This is a genomic window from Epilithonimonas arachidiradicis, assembly GCF_003610695.1.
Taxonomy (GTDB): Bacteria; Bacteroidota; Bacteroidia; order Flavobacteriales; family Weeksellaceae; genus Epilithonimonas; species Epilithonimonas arachidiradicis.
In genome coordinates this window covers 150,658-168,966 of sequence record NZ_RAQH01000004.1, presented here as the reverse complement: position 1 = coordinate 168,966, position 18,309 = coordinate 150,658, and the positions used below count along the sequence as shown (strand labels likewise).

Below are 18,309 nucleotides of genomic sequence, written 5' to 3'. Positions count from 1 at the left end.
GATTATAACAATCTCATTTCTAACTGCAACGCCGGTATATCTTTTCACGGCGTAGTGCAAAATATTTTTATTTTCTCAAGACGAAATAAGACATATATAAACAAGAAATTCCCTTCCATAAAAATGAAAGAGTCCTAAAATGATTACAGTATATTAATTATTTGCGCCAAAAGAATTGCAAATTTAAATAAAAAAATTCACATATACAAAAAAAACCACTTCGCAATGAAGTGGTTAGAAATATTTAGATTAAAAAATTTTAAGGTTTAGTCCAGAAAGACCATTCTCTACCGTTAAATAAAGCTAACTGTTGAGGTGTTGTTCCCGTAACATACACCATCATCCCAGCAGTTGGATTAACGATGTCGGTATAAGAATTTACCCTTGGTAAAATCATTGCTTTGTTGGTGTCTCCCAAAACTAAGATTCCTGGAGTTGTATCACTCGATGGCGTACCTCCAATCAAAGTTTTAGCCGTTGCAACTTCGGCATTGGTATCAGGAACATTTGCAACAACAGGAGCATATGCACCAGCAGACAGATCTGTCCAGCTGGCTACTGTTGTAGCATTAGCGGTAGCAGAAGTCCCGAATTTAACTTTCTGATCATTACTGTCAAAAATCAGAGTTCCCGGAACTGCCGATGCCACATTTGTTGCTGCCGTTACCCAAGGTAAAACAATACCTCGTGCGCCTCCCGTTGCATTACCAAATTCTAACGAAACCGTTGCATTAGCTGGTGTATATGGGCTGGATTTACCAATCGTGACCTGACCAAAACTTATACTTGAAATTAATATTACTAATGTTGCTATATATGTTTTCATTTTTTTACTTCTTACTGGTTAAAATCGTTACAAGTTTGCTTAGTGTAACAGAACCATCCAGTTCCATCATACATTTTAAGACAATTGGCAGTTGTATCATAAACCAACATACCTACTACCGGCGTAATTGAACTTAACCCAGCTGTCGTTACCCTATTGATTACAAAACCTTTTGTTTTAGCATCTAATGCGGTATAAGCTCCATTAACTCTAGTGGGCCAATCTCCTGAGCTCCCCCCAGCTCTTGCCAGAGCTGTAATCCCATGATTTGTTGGTAAAGCGGTTCCAGTTGTAGTAGCCGGACGGAAACATCTTCCACATTCAACATCTGTAGTTGTAGCGTTTTGGGATGTTCCGATACCTTGTCCAATATCTGATGTCCCATCCGTATTATCAACAAGGCCTGCAAGATTAGAAGGATTAGTTGTGGTATTTAAGTTATTTCCAGCATTATTAACAAGCTGTGGAACGCCATATGCTGCAGCTGAGTTGCTTACAACTCCAGCCGGCGTTCCCGTAGTCACCCCATTATAGATTGTTTTTATCTGACCACGATAAGCATAGTTAGCATCAGTGGTTGGTAGATTTAATCTATGAACTTGGTCATAACGTACAGCCTCACTTCCTTCAATTGCATCCGGGCAACCGTCATTATCCGAATCTACATCCAGACTATTAATGATACCGTCTCCGTCAGAGTCTAAACATGGCTGTGTAATAGTGATCTGTATATCATCTATGAAGTTACCTACCGACGTATTACCAGTACTGGTAGAGATCGCTTGGAAAGCAATAACATAAGAAGAATTTCCCGGAGGAATTGTAAACGTTCCCGAATAACTACCCCAAGCTGCAGTACCATCTGACATTGTTTGAACTGCAGTCGAAGCTTGAGCCGCAGCTATTGTTGTTCCAAATTTAACAGCTGCAACATCTACACCTTCTCTACCTCTATGTTTAACTGACCAGTTAATGGTGCCTCCCATACCGTTAAGACAAAAAGTCTGATATAATGTTGCTGTCTGAGTAGCATTAATTTCTGCAAATTGAGAGCCTTCGGCTGCCGGAACACCATTAAATCCAGACCGCCAGATTTCTATCAATCCATCCGAAGCAGTAGTTTGCCATCCAATTCCAGGTGTTGTTTGACTCAATTGAGAATAAGTATCTACAATCGGAGTTTCAAATCCACCATTTTCAAATGGATTACCACATATAAATCCACATTCTACAGTATCCAAAATCCCATCATTATCATCATCAAGATCCGTTATATCTGGTATACCATCGCCGTCTGTATCTGTCTGGATTATTGCGTTAAATGTACAACTAGTTGTACTCCCATTGATATTATAAGTAAGAGTTCTTGTTCCTCCATTCGCCCCTGTTCCATTATATGTTACTGGGATATCTATATATGTAGTTGTAGAAGTTATGGTAACATCCGTAAATGTACTTGCGAAATCGGTACCTGAGATATTTATTCTATATGTGCCCGGGCCATAAACCGTAGAAATAGGCACCCGAAGGGTTTTAGCAGAACTTACGCCAGCAACAAATGGTGTTGTCTCTTGTATTGCAGCTCCGCCACAATTAAAAATAAAGGGTATATAATATGGAACTGATGCCAAATCTTGATTAGTCGCCCATAATCCCCCTGTTATTCCCGTATATGTTCTAATATATGTAGACACACCTGTAGAAATATTAATACTGTAAACAGCTAATTCGGTTCCTGGATTACCATTCACAGAAATAGCATAAACTAAGCCGTTTAAATAAGCAATACCTCTGACATTTCCTACTGTTGTATTTGTACTAACTGTATTATCACCACTAGACGTCCCTACAGGACCGGTTAACTGAGTAACTCTTGTCGCAACCCTCGTGGTTGGGTCAATCTTATATAAATGTCTTGTTACAGTCGTACCATTGGTATTTTGAACAATCACATATATAAAATTCTGATAATCAAAAAAAGTATCTGTGGCCCAAATTGCAGATGTATTACCTCCCGTATTATTCCAAATTGCATCAGAAGCCGGTGCTGTTACAACCCCTAAGTCTGCACTCGTTGGATAAACTTGATATAAATTCTTACTTGTTGTACTGAATCCATAAACAAGTCCAGAAGGTTCACCATTTGCCTTAGGGACATTGTTTGTTCCAATACCACCAATAAGATTACCTGCCGGAGTAGTCTGACCTGTAGACTGCGAACCCGTAGCAGGTAGATATTTATATATAGTACTTCCTGCTGCAGTGTTAGAATGTATAAACGCTACACTTGTAGGACTTCCTGCAGGAGTATCGTATCCAACCGCCAGATTACTGATAAAATTTTGATTGGCTGCGGAATAATTTGGAGCGGTCAATGGGGTTGGTAATGTCGCTGGCACACCAGTTATATCATAGACTCTCCCAGTTGCTGACATAGATAGATATAACCTGTCAACAGCTTGCGAAAATAGCAATTGATTTGCCGCAAGCAGAATCACTACTGTAAAAAGTAGATTTAATTTTTTCATAAAAGTTTATTATTGTTAAAAATGAAATCCCTTTGAGATAAATTATTATCCCAAGAATTTGATTATAAAAAGCTTAATGATTAAATTAAATCCGGTGGTGGCCTTACAGAATAGCCAACTGGATTGGCTTTTAAGTTGTAATTACTATGAGTATAAAAATAATCCGCCGAATAAAGAAAATCTAATGAAACGGTTTTGGACTGCTCATTAGAAAGAACAATGCATTTAAAATATTGATAATCGTTATTTGGTGAAATAAAAGAAATATCTCCAGATCCCTTTCCTGTTAAGAACCGACTACCATCAAGACCATTAGAAATCTTCAAAGTGATTTCTTTTTTTGGTAAATCAGGCAATGATTTCGCCATTTTTTCTTCCCTGGAAACTAACAGTTTCTTTTTCGGATGAAGTTCTTCGGAGCTTTGCTTTGCAGGAGATTCGGTTGTAGAATTTTTAGCAATAATTTTTATCTCACCATCGTTAAGTTTTACGATTTTTGAGTATTGCTGTATGCTTTTGCTTTTAGATATCTGCTGGTTGAAGGATTCATCTTTGGAATAGATGACCGCATCTCCAACCACTACAATTCCTGAGGGAACAGACTCTTTGTGGTTTGTTTCTTGAGCCGAAACAGAGAAAGAGCCTAATGAAAAAAAGAAGAATAAAAGAGAAAACTGCCACAATTTAAAATTTAAATTGGCATAATCTCTTGCTTGCACCGAGGTAGGCAATAAACTTTTTTTCACTTTGCAAAATTAATAAAAATAAATGCTTATTAGAATTATATTTTTAAATTTAACATAAACGTAAAAAAAGCGGTAAGTCCTGGACTTACCGCTTGTCATATGATTGAGTAATGATTACTTCAATTCTACTTCAGCACCAGCTTCTTCAAGTTGCTTCTTAAGCGCTTCTGCTTCGTCTTTAGATACACCAGTTTTGATTGGAGCTGGAGCACCATCTACGATGTCTTTAGCTTCTTTAAGACCAGCACCAGTTAAATCTTTTACCAATTTAACGATAGCCAATTTAGAAGCACCTGCAGACTTAAGAATTACATCGAATTCTGTTTTTTCTTCAGCAGCATCACCTCCTGCAGCTCCACCTGCAACTACTACTGCAGCAGCAGCTGGTTCAATTCCGTACTCATCCTTAAGGATAGCAGCTAATTCGTTTACGTCTTTTACTGTTAAGTTTACTAGCGTTTCAGCTAAATTTTTTAATTCTGACATTGTTGTAATGTTTTTTGTTGAATGTTTTATTTATTTTTTTGAGTGTAATTATTCAGCACTTGGAGTTTCCTCTGTGCTTTCAGCAGATGCTTCTGGAGCTTCAGCAGCCGGCGTTTCTTCTTTAGCTTCTTCTACTGCAGGTGCAGCTTCTTCAGCTTTAGCTTCAACGGTTTCCGGTTTGTTCTGAAGAGCAGAAACAACTCTCTGGATTGGAGATTGAAGTAATCCGATGATTTCACCGATCATTTCTTCTCTAGACTTGATATTAACTAAAGTATCAAGGTTGTTGTCCCCAACATAGAAAGTTTCCTGAACAAAAGCAGACTTAAGTGCCGGCTTTTCTTCTTTCTTTCTGAAGTCTTTGATTAATTTTGCAGGAGCGTTAGCTGTCTCTGAAATCATTATCGCAGAGTTACCTTTGAAAGTACTAAACATCTCTGAATAGTCAACACCTTCGATTTGCTCCATTGCTTTTTGCAAAAGTGTATTCTTCACCACTTTTACTTTGATATTTTGCTTGAAGGCTTGTCTTCTGAAATCTGACGATTTACCAGCGTTCAATCCTTCTAGATCTGCTACATAAACTACTTTTGCATCCTGAAGCAAATCTTTGATCTCTTGTATTGCTACAACTTTTTGGTCTTTTGTCATTGTCTTAAGGATTATAATTAGTTAACAGATTTAGTATCAATTGCAATTCCTGGACTCATTGTAGAAGACAAATAGATAGACTTCACATAAGTTCCTTTAGCAGCAGTTGGCTTCAATTTGATCAATGTCTGGATTAATTCCTGAGCATTTTCTTTGATTTTAGCAGCATCAAAAGACACTTTTCCAATTCCTGCGTGGATAATACCATACTTATCTACTTTGAAGTCGATCTTACCAGACTTAACTTCCGCTACAGCCTTACCAACTTCCATAGTTACAGTTCCAGACTTAGGGTTTGGCATCAAACCTCTTGGTCCTAAAACTCTACCTAACGGCCCTAGTTTACCCATAACAGCTGGCATAGTTACGATAACGTCAACATCTGTCCAACCACTTTTGATTTTATCAAGATATTCATCAAGACCTACATAATCAGCACCAGCTTCTTTAGCTTCTGCTTCTTTATCTGGAGTTACCAATGCTAATACTTTAACATCTTTACCAGTACCGTGAGGAAGAGATACAACACCTCTTACCATTTGGTTAGCTTTTCTCGGATCTACACCTAATCTAACAGCGATATCCACAGATGCATCAAATTTCGCGAAATTCACCTCTTTTACCAAAGCAGATGCTTCGTCAAGATTGTAAATTTTGTTCTTTTCTACTTTGCTTAAAGCTTCTTTTTGCTTCTTCGTTAATTTTGCCATTTCTTTAAGTTTTAAGCGTTAGTTGGTTTAGCTCCTGTTACTTTCAATCCCATAGATCTAGCAGTACCTGCAACCATAGAAAGCGCTGAATCTAAAGTAAAGCAGTTAAGGTCTGCCATTTTATCTTCCGCGATTTTCTTTACCTGATCCCAAGATACAGATCCTACTTTGTTTCTGTTTGGTTCTCCGGAACCTCCTTTGATCTTAGCAGCATCCATCAACTGGATAGCAGCAGGAGGAGTTTTGATTACGAATTCAAAAGATTTGTCTTCGTACACAGTAATTACTACTGGCAAAACTTGCCCAGGTTTATCCTGAGTTCTTCCGTTAAATTGCTTACAAAACTCCATGATGTTCACACCCGCAGAACCCAAAGCTGGACCTACTGGTGGAGAAGGGTTAGCAGCGCCACCTTTCACCTGAAGTTTTACCATTTTAAAGACTTTTTTAGCCATTTTTTGTTTTTTAAATTTGAATAATTAATGAGTTTGGAAGCATTTATTATTCAGTGGGTTATCCATTCTCACATTAGACAGTCCCACTTTTCAGGTTGCAAAAATAAGAATAATTTTCTAACCCGCAATAACTTAAGCGATTATTTTATTAAAATCGAAAAAGCCTTTCAACAAACATTGAAAGGCTTTTTAATATTTTTTGTAATAATTATACTTTTTCTACCTGCATATAGCTCAACTCCATTGGAGTTTTTCTTCCGAAGATCAAAACCGAAACTTCGATTTTCTTTTTATCTTCCAGAATTTTTTCAATCGTTCCGTTAAATCCGTTAAATGGTCCATCGATCACTTTAACATTTTCTCCAACAATGAACGGGATTTCAACATCTGTTGCAAATTCAGAAAGTTCATCCATTCTTCCAAGCATTCTGTTAACTTCAGATTTTCTCATCGGAACTGGATCTCCACCTTTTGTTAAACTCAGAAAAGAAATAACGCCTGGGATATTTTTGATAATATGAGGCACCTCTCCTACAAGGTTGGCTTCTACCATAAGGTAACCAGGATAATAAGGTTTCTCTTTCGGAACTTTTTTACCGTTTCTAATCTGGATAACTTTTTCCATAGGAATCACCACCTGAGTAACATACGCATCCATACCTAATCTTTGGATTTCGTTCTCGATGTAGTTCTTCACTTTATTTTCCTGTCCGCTAATAGCTTTCAGCACATACCATTTCGATTCGCTCATGAGGAAAGTAATTTTGGATTAGTTAAATAGATTAATAAACATGGCTATAAAATTCTTAATAGTAACACTAAATAAAGAATCTACTCCGAATGTAAATAAAGCAAGAATTACAGTAGTTACAGCCACAACGATAGTAGAAGACTGTAGGTCTGGCCATTTTGGCCACTCCACTTTATCTTTAAATTCTGTATAAGAACCTTTTAAAAAATTAATTAATGAGCTCATATTTTAATTTTGCACGGGCACAAGGATTCGAACCCTGATCAACGGTTTTGGAGACCGGTATCCTACCATTGGACGATGCCCGTAGTTAAAAAAGCTTCCGAGCGTTTCCTTTCGGAAGCTTTGTTTATTTTAAGATGATTAGTCTAAGATTTCAGTAACCTGACCAGAACCTACTGTTCTACCACCTTCTCTGATCGCAAATCTAAGACCTACGTTAAGAGCGATTGGTTGTAGCAATTCTACAGTGATCTCTAAGTTATCACCTGGCATTACCATTTCTACACCTTCTGGCAAGAAGATCTCACCTGTAACGTCAGTAGTTCTTACGTAGAACTGAGGACGGTATTTGTTGTGGAATGGAGTGTGACGTCCACCTTCTTCTTTAGAAAGGATATAAACAGATGCTTTGAATTTTTTGTGTGGCTTCACAGAATCTTTCTTAGCGATTACCATACCTCTCTTGATGTCAGTTTTTTCAATACCTCTCAACAATAGACCTACGTTATCACCAGCTTCACCTCTGTCTAGGATTTTTCTGAACATCTCAACTCCTGTAATAGTAGAAGTCAATTTTTCATCACCCATACCTACGATATCAACTGGATCACCAGTGTTGATAACACCAGCCTCGATTCTACCAGTTGCTACAGTACCTCTACCTGTAATAGAGAATACATCTTCGATTGGCATCAAGAATGGCTTATCAGTATCTCTTGGCGGTTGCTCGATCCACTCATCAACAGCATCCATTAATTGCTCTACAGTTTTGAACCACTTATCTTCAGTGTTAGCTGGAGTAGCAGTAGCAGCAGTAAGAGCTCCTAGTGCAGAACCTTGGATTACTGGAGAGTTATCACCGTCGAAATCGTAAGTAGACAACAAGTCTCTCAATTCCATTTCAACAAGTTCTAACAATTCTGGATCATCAACCATATCCACTTTGTTCATGAAAACAACGATTCTTGGTACGTTTACCTGACGGCAAAGTAGAATGTGTTCTCTAGTTTGTGGCATTGGACCATCTGTAGCAGCACATACAACGATAGCACCGTCCATCTGAGCAGCACCCGTTACCATGTTCTTTACATAATCCGCGTGACCTGGACAGTCAACGTGAGCGTAGTGTCTTTTTTCAGTTTCGTACTCGATGTGAGCAGTATTGATAGTAATACCTCTTTCTTTTTCTTCTGGAGCAGAGTCAATAGCAGAGAAATCTTTTTTCTCAGCAAGACCTTTGCTAGCCAATACAGCAGAAATAGCTGCAGTAAGTGTTGTTTTACCATGGTCAACGTGACCAATAGTACCAATGTTCAAGTGGGGTTTGTTACGATTAAACGTTTCCTTTGCCATGATTTTAATATTTAATTTATTTAACTATTGTTTTTTCGGTCTGCAAATATAATGAATTTTTAAATATTAAAAATTATTTTGCATAAAAATTAATTATATGATTTTCAATTTAAAATTAAATGAATCTCTTTATTAATTTTTACAGACCGGGAAAGCAAATTTACATTAACCCTAACATAAAAATGATTCCAAAAAAAATCCTGAATATCTTCAGGATCATTATGAGCCAACTACGGGATTTGAACCCGTGACCTCTTCCTTACCAAGGAAGCACTCTACCCCTGAGCTAAGTCGGCCTAAAAAAAAATCACATTCCGTACGGTTTGTGATTTCTTGAGCGGAAGACGGGGGTCGAACCCGCGACATTCAGCTTGGAAGGCTGACGCTCTACCAACTGAGCTACTTCCGCAATTTTTGTTTCCAAAAAACGTTGGTAAACGTGGATGCAAACTTAAAAATTAATTTCTGAACTTGCAAATTAAAATATAAAAAGTGGGGAGAGCAGGATTCGAACCTACGTAGCCGAAGCAGCTGAGTTACAGTCAGCCCCATTTGACCGCTCTGGTATCTCCCCGATACTTTTATATTAGAGCCTCCAGAGGGATTCGAACCCACGACCCCGAGATTACAAATCACGTGCTCTGGCCAACTGAGCTATGGAGGCAAATAGATTTCAAAAGAACTGTCTTTCTGCGCTGCGGTTACTTCCGTTTTGCGAGTGCAAATATGAGACACTTTTTTGAAACCTACAAATATTTTTAGAAAAAAATTTTAATTATTTTTTTATGCCAATTCTTTTTTCTTGATTAACAGTTTCTTAGCCGTTTCCACACATTCGTCCAAACTTTCTTCAAAACTGGCACAAGTTTTCTTAACTACAATATCGTTACCAGGAATCTTCACAACAAGCTCCGTTGTTTTGTTTTGTTTTTCTGATGTATTTTCAACTTTCAAATACACTGCAGACTCAACAATCTTGTCATAAAACGTCTCTAGTTTACTCAATTTTTTTTCAATTCTCTCTTTCAATGGTTCGTGCGGCGTAACACCTGCAGTCTGAATTGTAATCTTCATAATGTCTGATTTTAATGGTTAAACAATGAAAAAAAATGTAAAAATCATTCCATATAATTTGTTTTATCAGTTTTCTTTTTCCCTTGGATGTGCATTTCTATAAGCTTCTTTCAACTTCTCTATATTCGCACTTGTATAGACTTGTGTACTTGCCAAGCTGGAATGCCCCATTATTTTCTGAACTTTAGAGATCTCTGCACCCTCGTTCAAAACGTGAGTCGCAAAAGTATGTCTTAAAATATGAGGACTTCTTTTTTGCTTCGAAGTCACTACACTAAAGTACTTATTAACGACCAGATAAACAAACTTTTCACCCAGTTTTTTTCCATTCTTATTAACGAAAAAATAATGCTGATTTTCCGCATTAGCCGCTCTTATATTAAGATATGTTTGAAAATCTGAAACCAATTCATCCGAAATTGGAATTACTCTGGCTTTGTTCCCCTTACCTATAACTAAGATTTCTTTCTTGGAGAAGTCCACATTGTTCAATAAAAGGTTACATAGCTCAGATTTTCTGATTCCGGTTTGATATAACGTCTCGATGATTAATTTATCAAGAAGCGTCATTTTACCTTTCTCCTCTACTTCTGTTTTCATCAGCTCCATCTCTTCCTTGGAAAAAGGAATCCGTTTTTCCGCATAGAATTTTAGCGAATCGATGGTTTCCATTGGAGAAACCTTGATCTCTTCCAAACGAAGCATAAAAACATAGAAACTGCGAAGGGATGACAGTTTTCTGTTAATACTTCTTTTACTCAGTCCGGAGCTACTCATTTCCACAATAAAGTTTTTGATGACTTTTTTGTGAACATGAACAACATCTTCCGAAGCTTCTGTCCTGAGAACAAAGTCCGAAAAATCCGACAAATCTTTTTTGTAGTTGGTTAATGTGTGTGGTGAATATCTTTTCTCCACTTCGATATACTCCAGGAATCTTTCTATCATAGGTATATAAATGCAAAATCACTTCCAAATATAGAAATTCGGAAGTGATTTTTATTATGTTTTGCTAAAAAAGAACCTTAAGCTTGTTCTTCTTTGCTCAAGTTTCTTTGTTTGTGAGCTGCTTTAAGTTTAGCTTGTCTCAAAGTTACTGAAGGCTTGATAAATTGTTGTCTAGATCTAAGTTCTTTTACCACTCTAGTTTTATCAAATTTTCTTTTGTACTTTTTTAAAGCTCTGTCGATAGACTCTCCGTCTTTTACTGGAATTATTAACATATTTTACATCTCATTTTGAGGTGCAAAAATAGGAATAATTTATTAACCTACAAATTTTTATGGCTTTATTTTGAAAATTTATCTTGAATATAATTTAAACACAAAGCACGTTGAAATGTTTGATATTATTGAAAATATTTTTAAGATTCGCAAAAGCGTTTGCTCAGCAAAGACATAATTAAAAGTAAGTTTATAATTCCCTATCGAAATTTCTAAAGAATGACCAAGTCCCTAGCCCCGATAGGAACGGCATCCTTTTTCTTTTTTAGCAAAAAAAGAAAAAGATATAGTGGATAGCGGGAATAGCTCCAAATAAAAACTCCCGAACAATTCGGGAGTTTAGTTATTATGCTTTGACGTACATTGCTTTTTTGATCTCTTCTTTCACTTTCTCCAGCTTTGGGAACCACTCTGCGAATAATGCTGCAGAATAAGGTGCCGATGCATCCGGCGTTGTGATTCTCTTGATTGGCGCATCCAAATAATCGAATGCTTTCTGTTGAACCATATAAGTAATCTCCGAAGCGACTGAAGCGAACGGCCAAGCTTCTTCCAAAATTACCAGTCTGTTGGTTTTCTTTACCGACTCCAATACTGTGTCGTAATCCAAAGGACGGACGGTTCTAAGGTCGATCACCTCAACAGAAATCCCTTCTTTTTCCAGATCAGCGGCAGCTTGCAGAGCCAACTTCATAATCTTACCGAAAGAAACCAGAGTTACATCTTTACCTTCTTTCTTGATATCTGCTTTTCCGATTGGGATGTAATATTCTTCTTCAGGAATTTCCATTTTGTCACCATACATCTGCTCAGACTCCATAAAAATTACCGGATCGTTATCCTGGATTGCTGTCTTTAACAATCCTTTCGCATCATAAGGATTTGAAGGTACAACCACTTTAAGTCCCGGGCAGTTGGCATACCAGCTTTCGAAAGCCTGAGAGTGTGTAGCGCCCAACTGACCTGCAGAAGCTGTTGGTCCACGGAAAACTGCCGGGCAGTTCCATTGTCCACCACTCATCTGATAGATCTTAGCAGCGTTGTTGATAATCTGATCGATAGCAACCATTGAGAAGTTGAAAGTCATAAATTCTACAATAGGACGATTCCCGTTCATTGCAGCTCCTACAGCAATACCTGTAAATCCAAGTTCGGCAATTGGTGCATCAATGATTCTTTTTGCCCCAAACTCATCTAGCATTCCTTTTGAAGCTTTGTAAGCTCCGTTATATTCCGCAACTTCTTCGCCTACAAGAAATATGGATTCGTCTTTACGCATTTCTTCGCTCATCGCTTGAGCAATTACTTCACGAAATGTATATTCTTTCATTTGATAATGTTTACTATTTTAATTGCCAGACGGACAATTGAAAGTTCATCTGAAAATTGATTATGAAAATGTATTATTTAAAATTTCGAAATACAAAAGTATTAATTTTTTTATTATCAGCATAACAAAAAAAAGGCTCCCAAATGGGAGCCTGTGATTTATCATAATTTTAAATTAATCAACTTTGTGCCAAGTCTGGGTTCTACCAATCAGAGATATTCCCATATAGCCTCTTACATTCAGTTTATCACCATCTTTTGTAATGGTGCATTTGTAAGATTTTCCGTTTTTAGGATCTGTAATTGTACCTCCTGTAAACTCGTCGCCATCTTTTTTAAGTCCGCGGATAATCTCCATCCCAACGAGCGGCTTATTTTTACGATCATCTTTACAAGCCACACAGTTGGCATTTTCTGGCTTAATTAACAACTGAGATATTTTACCGTAATATTTACCATCTGATTTTTTCCAAATTTCTACGATGGATTTTGCTTTTCCGGTTTCGTCGTCAATCGTTTTCCATTTTCCTTCGATTTGAGCAAATGATAAAACACTGATGAATAAGGCAAAGGCTAAAATTAATTTGTTCATTGTCTTCTATTTTTAATTGTTTTGTTTGGATAGACTTTTCCTGTTAACGTTAAATTAACATTGTTAAAAATATCATTTTTTTTTTAACAAACAATATTTTTTTGCTATCCAAAGCATAAATCACCAGACCTGCAAGATTTTTTCTGTTTTAAACACCTGTTCTATCTCAGTTTTCTGTTGATCACACGATCCATATAATCCTGATACCAGGCTTTTGTTTTTTCGATACCTAATTTTTGTTCAGGAGTCGGATTCTTTGACAATATATTTTTTGATAATGCTAAATCTGTTTTATCATAAATACCTGTTACTTCCTTACCATTAAAAATATAAATATAATTCCCGATAATCATCTGCTCATTGATAGAATCTGAATTAACAATTATATAATCCTCATCTTTATCCGAAAGCAAGCTTCTACCCCAGCTTCGTATTTTTTTGTTATAACCGATCAAATCTGCTAAAGTTGGATAAATGTCCATCTGTTGTGCCAATCTATCATCTACTCCTTTCAGATTATATTTTGGATTTGGTGAATAAAACAGAATTGGAATCGCAAACCGGTTCATTGCCTTCTGATACTCTGGATAATGGATCTGATTGGTATGGTCGGCAGTGATTACAAAAATCGTGTTCTGATACCAAGATTGTCTGCTCGCTGTTTCGAAGAATTTTTTCAAAGCATAATCTGTGTACTGAATCGGCTCGTGAATCTGCAACGGTCCTTTTTTAAATTTCCCTTTATATTGCTCAGGAATCTTGAACGGGTCGTGAGAAGAAGCGGAAAATAAAGTTGACATAAACGGCTGCTTCTTTCCTAAATTTTTGGCAAAATATTGAAAAAACGGTTCGTCCCAAATCGCCCACATTCCGTCAAAATCTTCATCTTTATTATATTCTGTTTTTCCGAAATAATGTTTGAATCCCAAAATATTTCCAAATCCCTGGAATCCCATTGAACCATTCGGCGCACCGTGATAAAAACTTGTATCGTAACCCATATCATTACAAACCGAAACAATAGATTGGATCTTTTGGTTAGAATACGGTGAACTTGTAAAAGCATCTGTCAAACTCGGAATTCCTGCTAAAACTGAACTCATCCCATGAATAGATTGTCTTCCGTTGGCAAAAGCATTGGTAAAAATCAAACTTTGATTAGCCAAACTATCCAAAAATGGTGTGTAAGAAACAAAGTCTTTAATATTTGTATTTCTATTAAAAGCACCGGAGTATTCTTTCCCAAAGCTTTCCATAATGAAAATTACGACGTTTGGTTTGGGTTCAACCTCGCGATTGTATAATTTGTATGGTTGAATTTCTTTATCAATAAACTTCTCATCAACAAAATGAACCAATTTAAAATTATTAGTATTCAATGTTCTGAAAAAAGAGAAAACACTGTTCAGAACTAAGTTTCCCTGTAACGGATTGCTAACGTGTTTATTGGCATCCACCAGGTTAATCGGTCTTGTAGAATGTTTGAAGTCGCCACGGATGCCGCCAACAACCAATGTTGCAGTAATGCATAGAACGATGACGGAAGAAGCAAAATAGGCAATCAGATTGTTTGGCCTTTCTTCATTGACCTTCATTTTTTTGTAAAGGAAAATCCAGGCAAAAATGATGACGATAAACCAAATAAAAACAAATGGATGTTGTAGAACTGCATTCCAAAAAATCCTTCCAAGATTGGTTTCATGCTTCCCTACTTCTATGGCTGCAGAAGTCAATCTTGCCTGGCTGAATCTATAATAAATAATATCTCCAAAATTGAAAGCATAGGCAATTCCGTTGGTGATAAAATACCAATAGAACAAAAATTGCTGATAGCTTTTTCTTGTATTAATGATAATCGGAAATAGACTTAACAGGATGAAAACCGCATTTACATAAAGAATTGCTGTCGTGTCAAAAGCGGTTCCATAATATGACAATTTAAAATATTCTGATATTCCATCAACTTTTATCAAATCGCTATTGAATATCCAAAACAAAAGCCTGGCAATCTGATAAAAGAAAAAAACCAAAAAAAGTCTGTAAATCAAGGCAAAAATTTCTTGCCCTCTCAAATTCTTCATTTTGCAAAATTAAGAAAAGTTGGAAGTCAGAAGTTGGAAGATGAAAGTTTTTCACCAGACTGTGAAAACTTCAGGCTTTCGTCACCATCATCCAACAAATTTCCTATTTTTGTGATATGAATTTCATAAAAAATAACCTCGCCAACGCATTTACTTTAGGGAATCTTTTTTCCGGTTGTGTTGGGATTGTTCATTTATTTTCAGGCGATTATCAGACTACGGCAATTTGTATTATTATTTCCTTGGTTCTTGATTTTTTTGATGGTTTTATTGCAAGAGCAATGAACTCCAGCAGTAATCTTGGAGGACAACTGGATTCTTTGGCGGATATGGTGAGTTTTGGTTTTTTGCCTGGTCTGACAATTTTTGTTGCATTGGAACGCTTAACTTATTCTGGTCTTCCAGAATTTATACCTTGGATAAAATATTTAGGTTTTCTCGTTACACTTTTTTCTTGTTTAAGATTAGCAATTTTCAATCTGGACGAAGAACAAAAATTTTATTTCAAAGGCCTGAATACACCAAGTAATACAATATTAATCTTCGGATTGTTTTATGCTTACAAAGAATCCGGAAATTTTAGTTTTCTTTTTGAGAACGAAATCTATTTATTGATTTTCACAGTCATTTCTTCCTGGTTGCTGGTTTCACCAATCAAAATGATTGCAATGAAATTCAAATCAAAGCAATTAAAAGATAATTATCCAAAACTGGCTTTATTAATTGGTGGAATTTTGATTTTATTAATTTTTAAAACAACCGGAATTCCGTTAGTCATTATCTATTACATTTTAATCTCATTAATATTCCAAAAACAACTTAAATAATTATAAATTATGAATGATTAATTATAAATGTCAAATCACTCATAAACCTTAATTAACAACTTCAATTATAAACAATGAATTTAAAACTCTATAAGCCGCTTTGCGTCTTCGATTTGGAAACTACGGGAACCAACATCGGAAAAGACAGAATCGTGGAAATCTGCATCTTGAAAGTTAATCCGGATGCTTCCCGAGAAAGCAAAACCTGGAAAGTGAATCCTGAAATGCCCATCCCAAAAGAATCTTCCGCCATCCACGGCATTTATGATGCTGATGTGGCCGAGGCGCCTACATTCAAAGACATTGCGCCGAAAATTATGGAAATGATCAAAGATTCGGATTTGGGAGGTTTTAACTCCAACAGGTTTGACATCCCTGTTTTGGCAGAGGAGATGCTGCGTGCGGACATAGATTTTGACCTGAGCAAGCACCGCTTTGTAGATGCACAGACAATTTTCTTTAAAAAAGAACCGAGAAATCTTGGTGCAGCTTACCAGTTCTATTGTGGAAAAACTTTGGAAAACGCGCATTCCGCAGAAGCAGATGTTATGGCAACTTTCGAAGTTCTGGATGCACAAGTGGGAAAATACGATGATGTTCCCAACGAAATTGCCGAATTGAGTGATTTCTCTTCCCAGAACAGATTTGCCGATCTGGCAGGAATGATTCATTTTGATGATAAAAACCAGGAGATTTTTGCGTTCGGGAAATATAAAGGTCAAAAAGTGAAGGAGGTTTTCCAAAAAGATTTAGGCTACTATGGTTGGCTTCAGAATGCGGATTTTCCACTTTACACCAAGAAAATATTTACCAAAATCCAGTTGAAATCTAAGTTTTAAAATTAATATCAATGAAAATCATCTGCATAGGAAGAAATTACGGCGAACACGCCAAAGAATTAGGAAACGAAATCCCCGAAGATCCTGTCATCTTTATGAAGCCAGATACGGCCATTCTTAAAAAAGGTTCTGATTTTTATATCCCTGAATTTTCTGATGATGTCCATTATGAACTGGAAGTGGTTCTGAAAATCTCAAAAGGCGGAAAATATATCCAGAAAGACAATGCCGGAAAACATTATGAAGAAATCGGTCTTGGCATCGATTTTACAGCGAGAGATCTGCAATCGAAACTGAAAAATAAAGGTCTGCCCTGGGAACTGGCAAAAGGTTTTGATGGTTCGGCCGTGTTGTCGGATTTTGTTTCAAAAGAGAGCTATGATTTACAGAATCTGAATTTTTCTCTGACCAAGAATAACGAGCAAGTTCAAAACGGTAATACGAAAGATATGATTTTCAGTTTTGATGATATTATTGCTTTTGCTTCACAGTATTTTACTTTGAGAGTTGGTGATTTGATTTTTACAGGAACGCCGAAAGGTGTAGGTAAGGTTTCTGAAAATGATCTCCTGGAAGCTTTTCTAGAAGAACAAAAGCTGTTCTCTCTGAAGATCCAGTAAATAATCCCACAGCTCTGCGGCCGGGATGGTAAGGGCGCGAGTGCAACGAGCGGTCTTGTAAAAATAGCTTGGGAAAGCTTTGGGTTTTTGCAAGACGAAACCCCTGAACGGCCCGAAATGTCCGCCCAAATAAATAATGAAAACTGATAATTGATTGTTATCAGTTTTTATTTTTACTTTTATAATGGCTAAATTTTTGCTTCCCTTTAACTATAAACCTCGATTATGAAAAAAATTATCTTACCCGTAGATTTTTCTGACAGCTCCGATAAATTGGTAGATTATGCTGTTGGTTTTGCAAAAGACATTAATGCTGAGATTGCCCTGATCCACGTTGCTGCTTCTGATATAGGTTTTGTGATTGGTGATATGGGTTTCCAGTATTTCCCGGAAGTGGAAGAAAACGAGATCAAATATGAATTACGAGAACTCAATAAACTAGAACAGCGTGTCATCTCTCAAGGTGTCAATTGTACTCATATCTTGAAACAGGGCGTTGCCGGCGACACAATTCTGGAGTTTGCTGATGAGAAAAATGCTGATTATATTGTTGTTGGTTCTCACGGCAGAAGCGGCGTCTATGATGTTTTCATTGGCAGCCTGACCAAAGAAATTACCCGGAAGTCCAAAATCCCTGTTTTGGTAGTTCCTTGTCACGATGAGAATTAATCCAATATCAAACTAATAAAAGAACCCGTCTCGTTAAAATAACAAGACGGGTTTTTTATAAATATAATCAATTTATTTAACCTTCGTTTTTGTAGATTTTTGGATCGTAGTAAGGGTGCTTCCCTTCTGTTGGAGAATGATAATCTTTATCTTTTTGTGCTCCTAATGTTACTACCAAAATATAGCACCAATATGTAAAAAACCCGGAAGCTACCAGGAATAAAATCCAATTCAAAACATTAGCAGTAAGGTCAAAAAAACCAAAAGACCATTTGAATGCTGCACTTAATGCTAACCAGAAAGATGTCATATTTTTCTTTTTTTAAA

21 protein-coding genes and 5 tRNA genes are annotated in these 18,309 nt (G+C 36.7%); 4 read left to right on the top strand and 22 right to left on the bottom strand.

What is annotated here, in order from left to right; all coding sequences use genetic code 11:
- Positions 1-259: 259 nt before the first annotated feature.
- From BXY58_RS08495 to BXY58_RS08395, 21 genes are all read right to left on the bottom strand, one after another.
- Positions 260-826, bottom strand: a complete 567-nt coding sequence (locus tag BXY58_RS08495) for a hypothetical protein (protein ID WP_120213430.1) — start codon at positions 824-826, stop codon at positions 260-262.
- Positions 827-837: 11 nt separating this feature from the next.
- The gene (locus BXY58_RS08490; protein ID WP_147366827.1) at positions 838-3,261 is read right to left on the bottom strand and encodes a hypothetical protein; all 2,424 of its coding nucleotides are present in this window, start codon (positions 3,259-3,261) and stop codon (positions 838-840) included.
- Between the two features lie 173 nt (positions 3,262-3,434).
- On the bottom strand, positions 3,435-4,100 hold the full coding sequence (locus BXY58_RS08485) for a hypothetical protein (protein ID WP_120213428.1): 666 nt from the start codon (positions 4,098-4,100) through the stop codon (positions 3,435-3,437).
- A 114-nt stretch (positions 4,101-4,214) separates the two neighbouring features.
- On the bottom strand, positions 4,215-4,586 hold the full coding sequence (rplL, locus tag BXY58_RS08480) for a 50S ribosomal protein L7/L12 (RefSeq protein ID WP_120213427.1): 372 nt from the start codon (positions 4,584-4,586) through the stop codon (positions 4,215-4,217).
- Between the two features lie 48 nt (positions 4,587-4,634).
- Positions 4,635-5,237: a 50S ribosomal protein L10 gene (rplJ, locus tag BXY58_RS08475; protein ID WP_120213426.1), complete on the bottom strand. Its 603-nt coding sequence runs from the start codon at positions 5,235-5,237 to the stop codon at positions 4,635-4,637.
- A gap of 17 nt (positions 5,238-5,254) precedes the next feature.
- Positions 5,255-5,947 (bottom strand): 50S ribosomal protein L1, encoded by a 693-nt coding sequence (gene rplA, locus BXY58_RS08470; RefSeq protein WP_120213425.1) that lies wholly within the window; start codon positions 5,945-5,947, stop codon positions 5,255-5,257.
- An 11-nt stretch (positions 5,948-5,958) separates the two neighbouring features.
- A complete protein-coding gene (gene rplK, locus BXY58_RS08465) occupies positions 5,959-6,402 on the bottom strand; it encodes a 50S ribosomal protein L11 (protein WP_120213424.1) in 444 nt (147 codons plus the stop codon).
- 208 nt (positions 6,403-6,610) lie between these two features.
- Positions 6,611-7,153 carry a transcription termination/antitermination protein NusG gene (gene nusG, locus BXY58_RS08460; protein WP_120213423.1) on the bottom strand — a complete coding sequence of 181 codons (543 nt, stop codon included), beginning with the start codon at positions 7,151-7,153 and terminating at the stop codon, positions 6,611-6,613.
- 18 nt (positions 7,154-7,171) lie between these two features.
- A complete protein-coding gene (gene secE, locus BXY58_RS08455; RefSeq protein ID WP_120213422.1) occupies positions 7,172-7,378 on the bottom strand; it encodes a preprotein translocase subunit SecE in 207 nt (68 codons plus the stop codon).
- Between the two features lie 12 nt (positions 7,379-7,390).
- Positions 7,391-7,461, bottom strand: a tRNA-Trp gene (locus BXY58_RS08450).
- A gap of 55 nt (positions 7,462-7,516) precedes the next feature.
- Positions 7,517-8,728 carry an elongation factor Tu gene (gene tuf, locus BXY58_RS08445; RefSeq protein ID WP_120213421.1) on the bottom strand — a complete coding sequence of 404 codons (1,212 nt, stop codon included), beginning with the start codon at positions 8,726-8,728 and terminating at the stop codon, positions 7,517-7,519.
- A gap of 224 nt (positions 8,729-8,952) precedes the next feature.
- Positions 8,953-9,024 (bottom strand) — tRNA-Thr (locus BXY58_RS08440).
- Positions 9,025-9,064: 40 nt separating this feature from the next.
- Positions 9,065-9,137: transfer RNA gene (locus BXY58_RS08435), tRNA-Gly, on the bottom strand.
- A gap of 84 nt (positions 9,138-9,221) precedes the next feature.
- Positions 9,222-9,302: transfer RNA gene (locus BXY58_RS08430), tRNA-Tyr, on the bottom strand.
- Positions 9,303-9,318: 16 nt separating this feature from the next.
- Positions 9,319-9,392, bottom strand: a tRNA-Thr gene (locus BXY58_RS08425).
- A 119-nt stretch (positions 9,393-9,511) separates the two neighbouring features.
- The gene (gene hpf / locus BXY58_RS08420; RefSeq protein WP_120213420.1) at positions 9,512-9,802 is read right to left on the bottom strand and encodes a ribosome hibernation-promoting factor, HPF/YfiA family; all 291 of its coding nucleotides are present in this window, start codon (positions 9,800-9,802) and stop codon (positions 9,512-9,514) included.
- A gap of 66 nt (positions 9,803-9,868) precedes the next feature.
- On the bottom strand, positions 9,869-10,750 hold the full coding sequence (locus BXY58_RS08415) for a tyrosine-type recombinase/integrase (RefSeq protein WP_120213419.1): 882 nt from the start codon (positions 10,748-10,750) through the stop codon (positions 9,869-9,871).
- Positions 10,751-10,827: 77 nt separating this feature from the next.
- Positions 10,828-11,025 carry a 30S ribosomal protein S21 gene (gene rpsU / locus BXY58_RS08410; protein ID WP_120213418.1) on the bottom strand — a complete coding sequence of 66 codons (198 nt, stop codon included), beginning with the start codon at positions 11,023-11,025 and terminating at the stop codon, positions 10,828-10,830.
- Positions 11,026-11,371: 346 nt separating this feature from the next.
- Entirely contained in the window at positions 11,372-12,355 is a 984-nt protein-coding gene (locus tag BXY58_RS08405) for a pyruvate dehydrogenase complex E1 component subunit beta (protein WP_120213417.1), read from the bottom strand.
- A 174-nt stretch (positions 12,356-12,529) separates the two neighbouring features.
- Positions 12,530-12,946: a DUF2147 domain-containing protein gene (locus tag BXY58_RS08400; protein ID WP_120213416.1), complete on the bottom strand. Its 417-nt coding sequence runs from the start codon at positions 12,944-12,946 to the stop codon at positions 12,530-12,532.
- Positions 12,947-13,107: 161 nt separating this feature from the next.
- Positions 13,108-15,027, bottom strand: coding sequence for an LTA synthase family protein (locus tag BXY58_RS08395; protein WP_120213415.1), 1,920 nt, complete (start codon positions 15,025-15,027; stop codon positions 13,108-13,110).
- Positions 15,028-15,143: 116 nt separating this feature from the next.
- Between BXY58_RS08395 and BXY58_RS08390 the strand changes: the two genes are divergently transcribed.
- The 4 genes from BXY58_RS08390 to BXY58_RS08375 all read left to right on the top strand — a co-directional run bounded on the left by BXY58_RS08390 (position 15,144) and on the right by BXY58_RS08375 (position 17,982).
- A complete protein-coding gene (locus BXY58_RS08390; protein WP_120213414.1) occupies positions 15,144-15,854 on the top strand; it encodes a CDP-alcohol phosphatidyltransferase family protein in 711 nt (236 codons plus the stop codon).
- A gap of 74 nt (positions 15,855-15,928) precedes the next feature.
- Positions 15,929-16,693, top strand: coding sequence for a 3'-5' exonuclease (locus BXY58_RS08385; RefSeq protein ID WP_120213413.1), 765 nt, complete (start codon positions 15,929-15,931; stop codon positions 16,691-16,693).
- A gap of 11 nt (positions 16,694-16,704) precedes the next feature.
- Entirely contained in the window at positions 16,705-17,313 is a 609-nt protein-coding gene (locus BXY58_RS08380) for a fumarylacetoacetate hydrolase family protein (RefSeq protein ID WP_120213412.1), read from the top strand.
- Positions 17,314-17,538: 225 nt separating this feature from the next.
- Positions 17,539-17,982, top strand: a complete 444-nt coding sequence (locus BXY58_RS08375; protein ID WP_120213411.1) for a universal stress protein — start codon at positions 17,539-17,541, stop codon at positions 17,980-17,982.
- 76 nt (positions 17,983-18,058) lie between these two features.
- Here BXY58_RS08375 and BXY58_RS08370 read toward each other — a convergent pair whose 3' ends face one another.
- Positions 18,059-18,292, bottom strand: a complete 234-nt coding sequence (locus BXY58_RS08370) for a hypothetical protein (protein WP_089873332.1) — start codon at positions 18,290-18,292, stop codon at positions 18,059-18,061.
- Between the last annotated feature and the right edge of the window lie 17 nt (positions 18,293-18,309).

Coding starts and splice junctions, on each gene's coding strand:
- BXY58_RS08495 (WP_120213430.1), bottom strand. CDS start 826: ATGAAAACATATATAGCAACATTAGTAATATTAATTTCAAGTATAAGT.
- BXY58_RS08490 (WP_147366827.1), bottom strand. CDS start 3,261: ATGTCAGCAACTGGGAGAGTCTATGATATAACTGGTGTGCCAGCGACA.
- rplL (WP_120213427.1), bottom strand. CDS start 4,586: ATGTCAGAATTAAAAAATTTAGCTGAAACGCTAGTAAACTTAACAGTA.
- rplJ (WP_120213426.1), bottom strand. CDS start 5,237: ATGACAAAAGACCAAAAAGTTGTAGCAATACAAGAGATCAAAGATTTG.
- rplA (WP_120213425.1), bottom strand. CDS start 5,947: ATGGCAAAATTAACGAAGAAGCAAAAAGAAGCTTTAAGCAAAGTAGAA.
- rplK (WP_120213424.1), bottom strand. CDS start 6,402: ATGGCTAAAAAAGTCTTTAAAATGGTAAAACTTCAGGTGAAAGGTGGC.
- nusG (WP_120213423.1), bottom strand. CDS start 7,153: ATGAGCGAATCGAAATGGTATGTGCTGAAAGCTATTAGCGGACAGGAA.
- secE (WP_120213422.1), bottom strand. CDS start 7,378: ATGAGCTCATTAATTAATTTTTTAAAAGGTTCTTATACAGAATTTAAA.
- tuf (WP_120213421.1), bottom strand. CDS start 8,728: ATGGCAAAGGAAACGTTTAATCGTAACAAACCCCACTTGAACATTGGT.
- hpf (WP_120213420.1), bottom strand. CDS start 9,802: ATGAAGATTACAATTCAGACTGCAGGTGTTACGCCGCACGAACCATTG.
- BXY58_RS08415 (WP_120213419.1), bottom strand. CDS start 10,750: ATGATAGAAAGATTCCTGGAGTATATCGAAGTGGAGAAAAGATATTCA.
- rpsU (WP_120213418.1), bottom strand. CDS start 11,025: ATGTTAATAATTCCAGTAAAAGACGGAGAGTCTATCGACAGAGCTTTA.
- BXY58_RS08405 (WP_120213417.1), bottom strand. CDS start 12,355: ATGAAAGAATATACATTTCGTGAAGTAATTGCTCAAGCGATGAGCGAA.
- BXY58_RS08400 (WP_120213416.1), bottom strand. CDS start 12,946: ATGAACAAATTAATTTTAGCCTTTGCCTTATTCATCAGTGTTTTATCA.
- BXY58_RS08395 (WP_120213415.1), bottom strand. CDS start 15,027: ATGAAGAATTTGAGAGGGCAAGAAATTTTTGCCTTGATTTACAGACTT.
- BXY58_RS08390 (WP_120213414.1), top strand. CDS start 15,144: ATGAATTTCATAAAAAATAACCTCGCCAACGCATTTACTTTAGGGAAT.
- BXY58_RS08385 (WP_120213413.1), top strand. CDS start 15,929: ATGAATTTAAAACTCTATAAGCCGCTTTGCGTCTTCGATTTGGAAACT.
- BXY58_RS08380 (WP_120213412.1), top strand. CDS start 16,705: ATGAAAATCATCTGCATAGGAAGAAATTACGGCGAACACGCCAAAGAA.
- BXY58_RS08375 (WP_120213411.1), top strand. CDS start 17,539: ATGAAAAAAATTATCTTACCCGTAGATTTTTCTGACAGCTCCGATAAA.
- BXY58_RS08370 (WP_089873332.1), bottom strand. CDS start 18,292: ATGACATCTTTCTGGTTAGCATTAAGTGCAGCATTCAAATGGTCTTTT.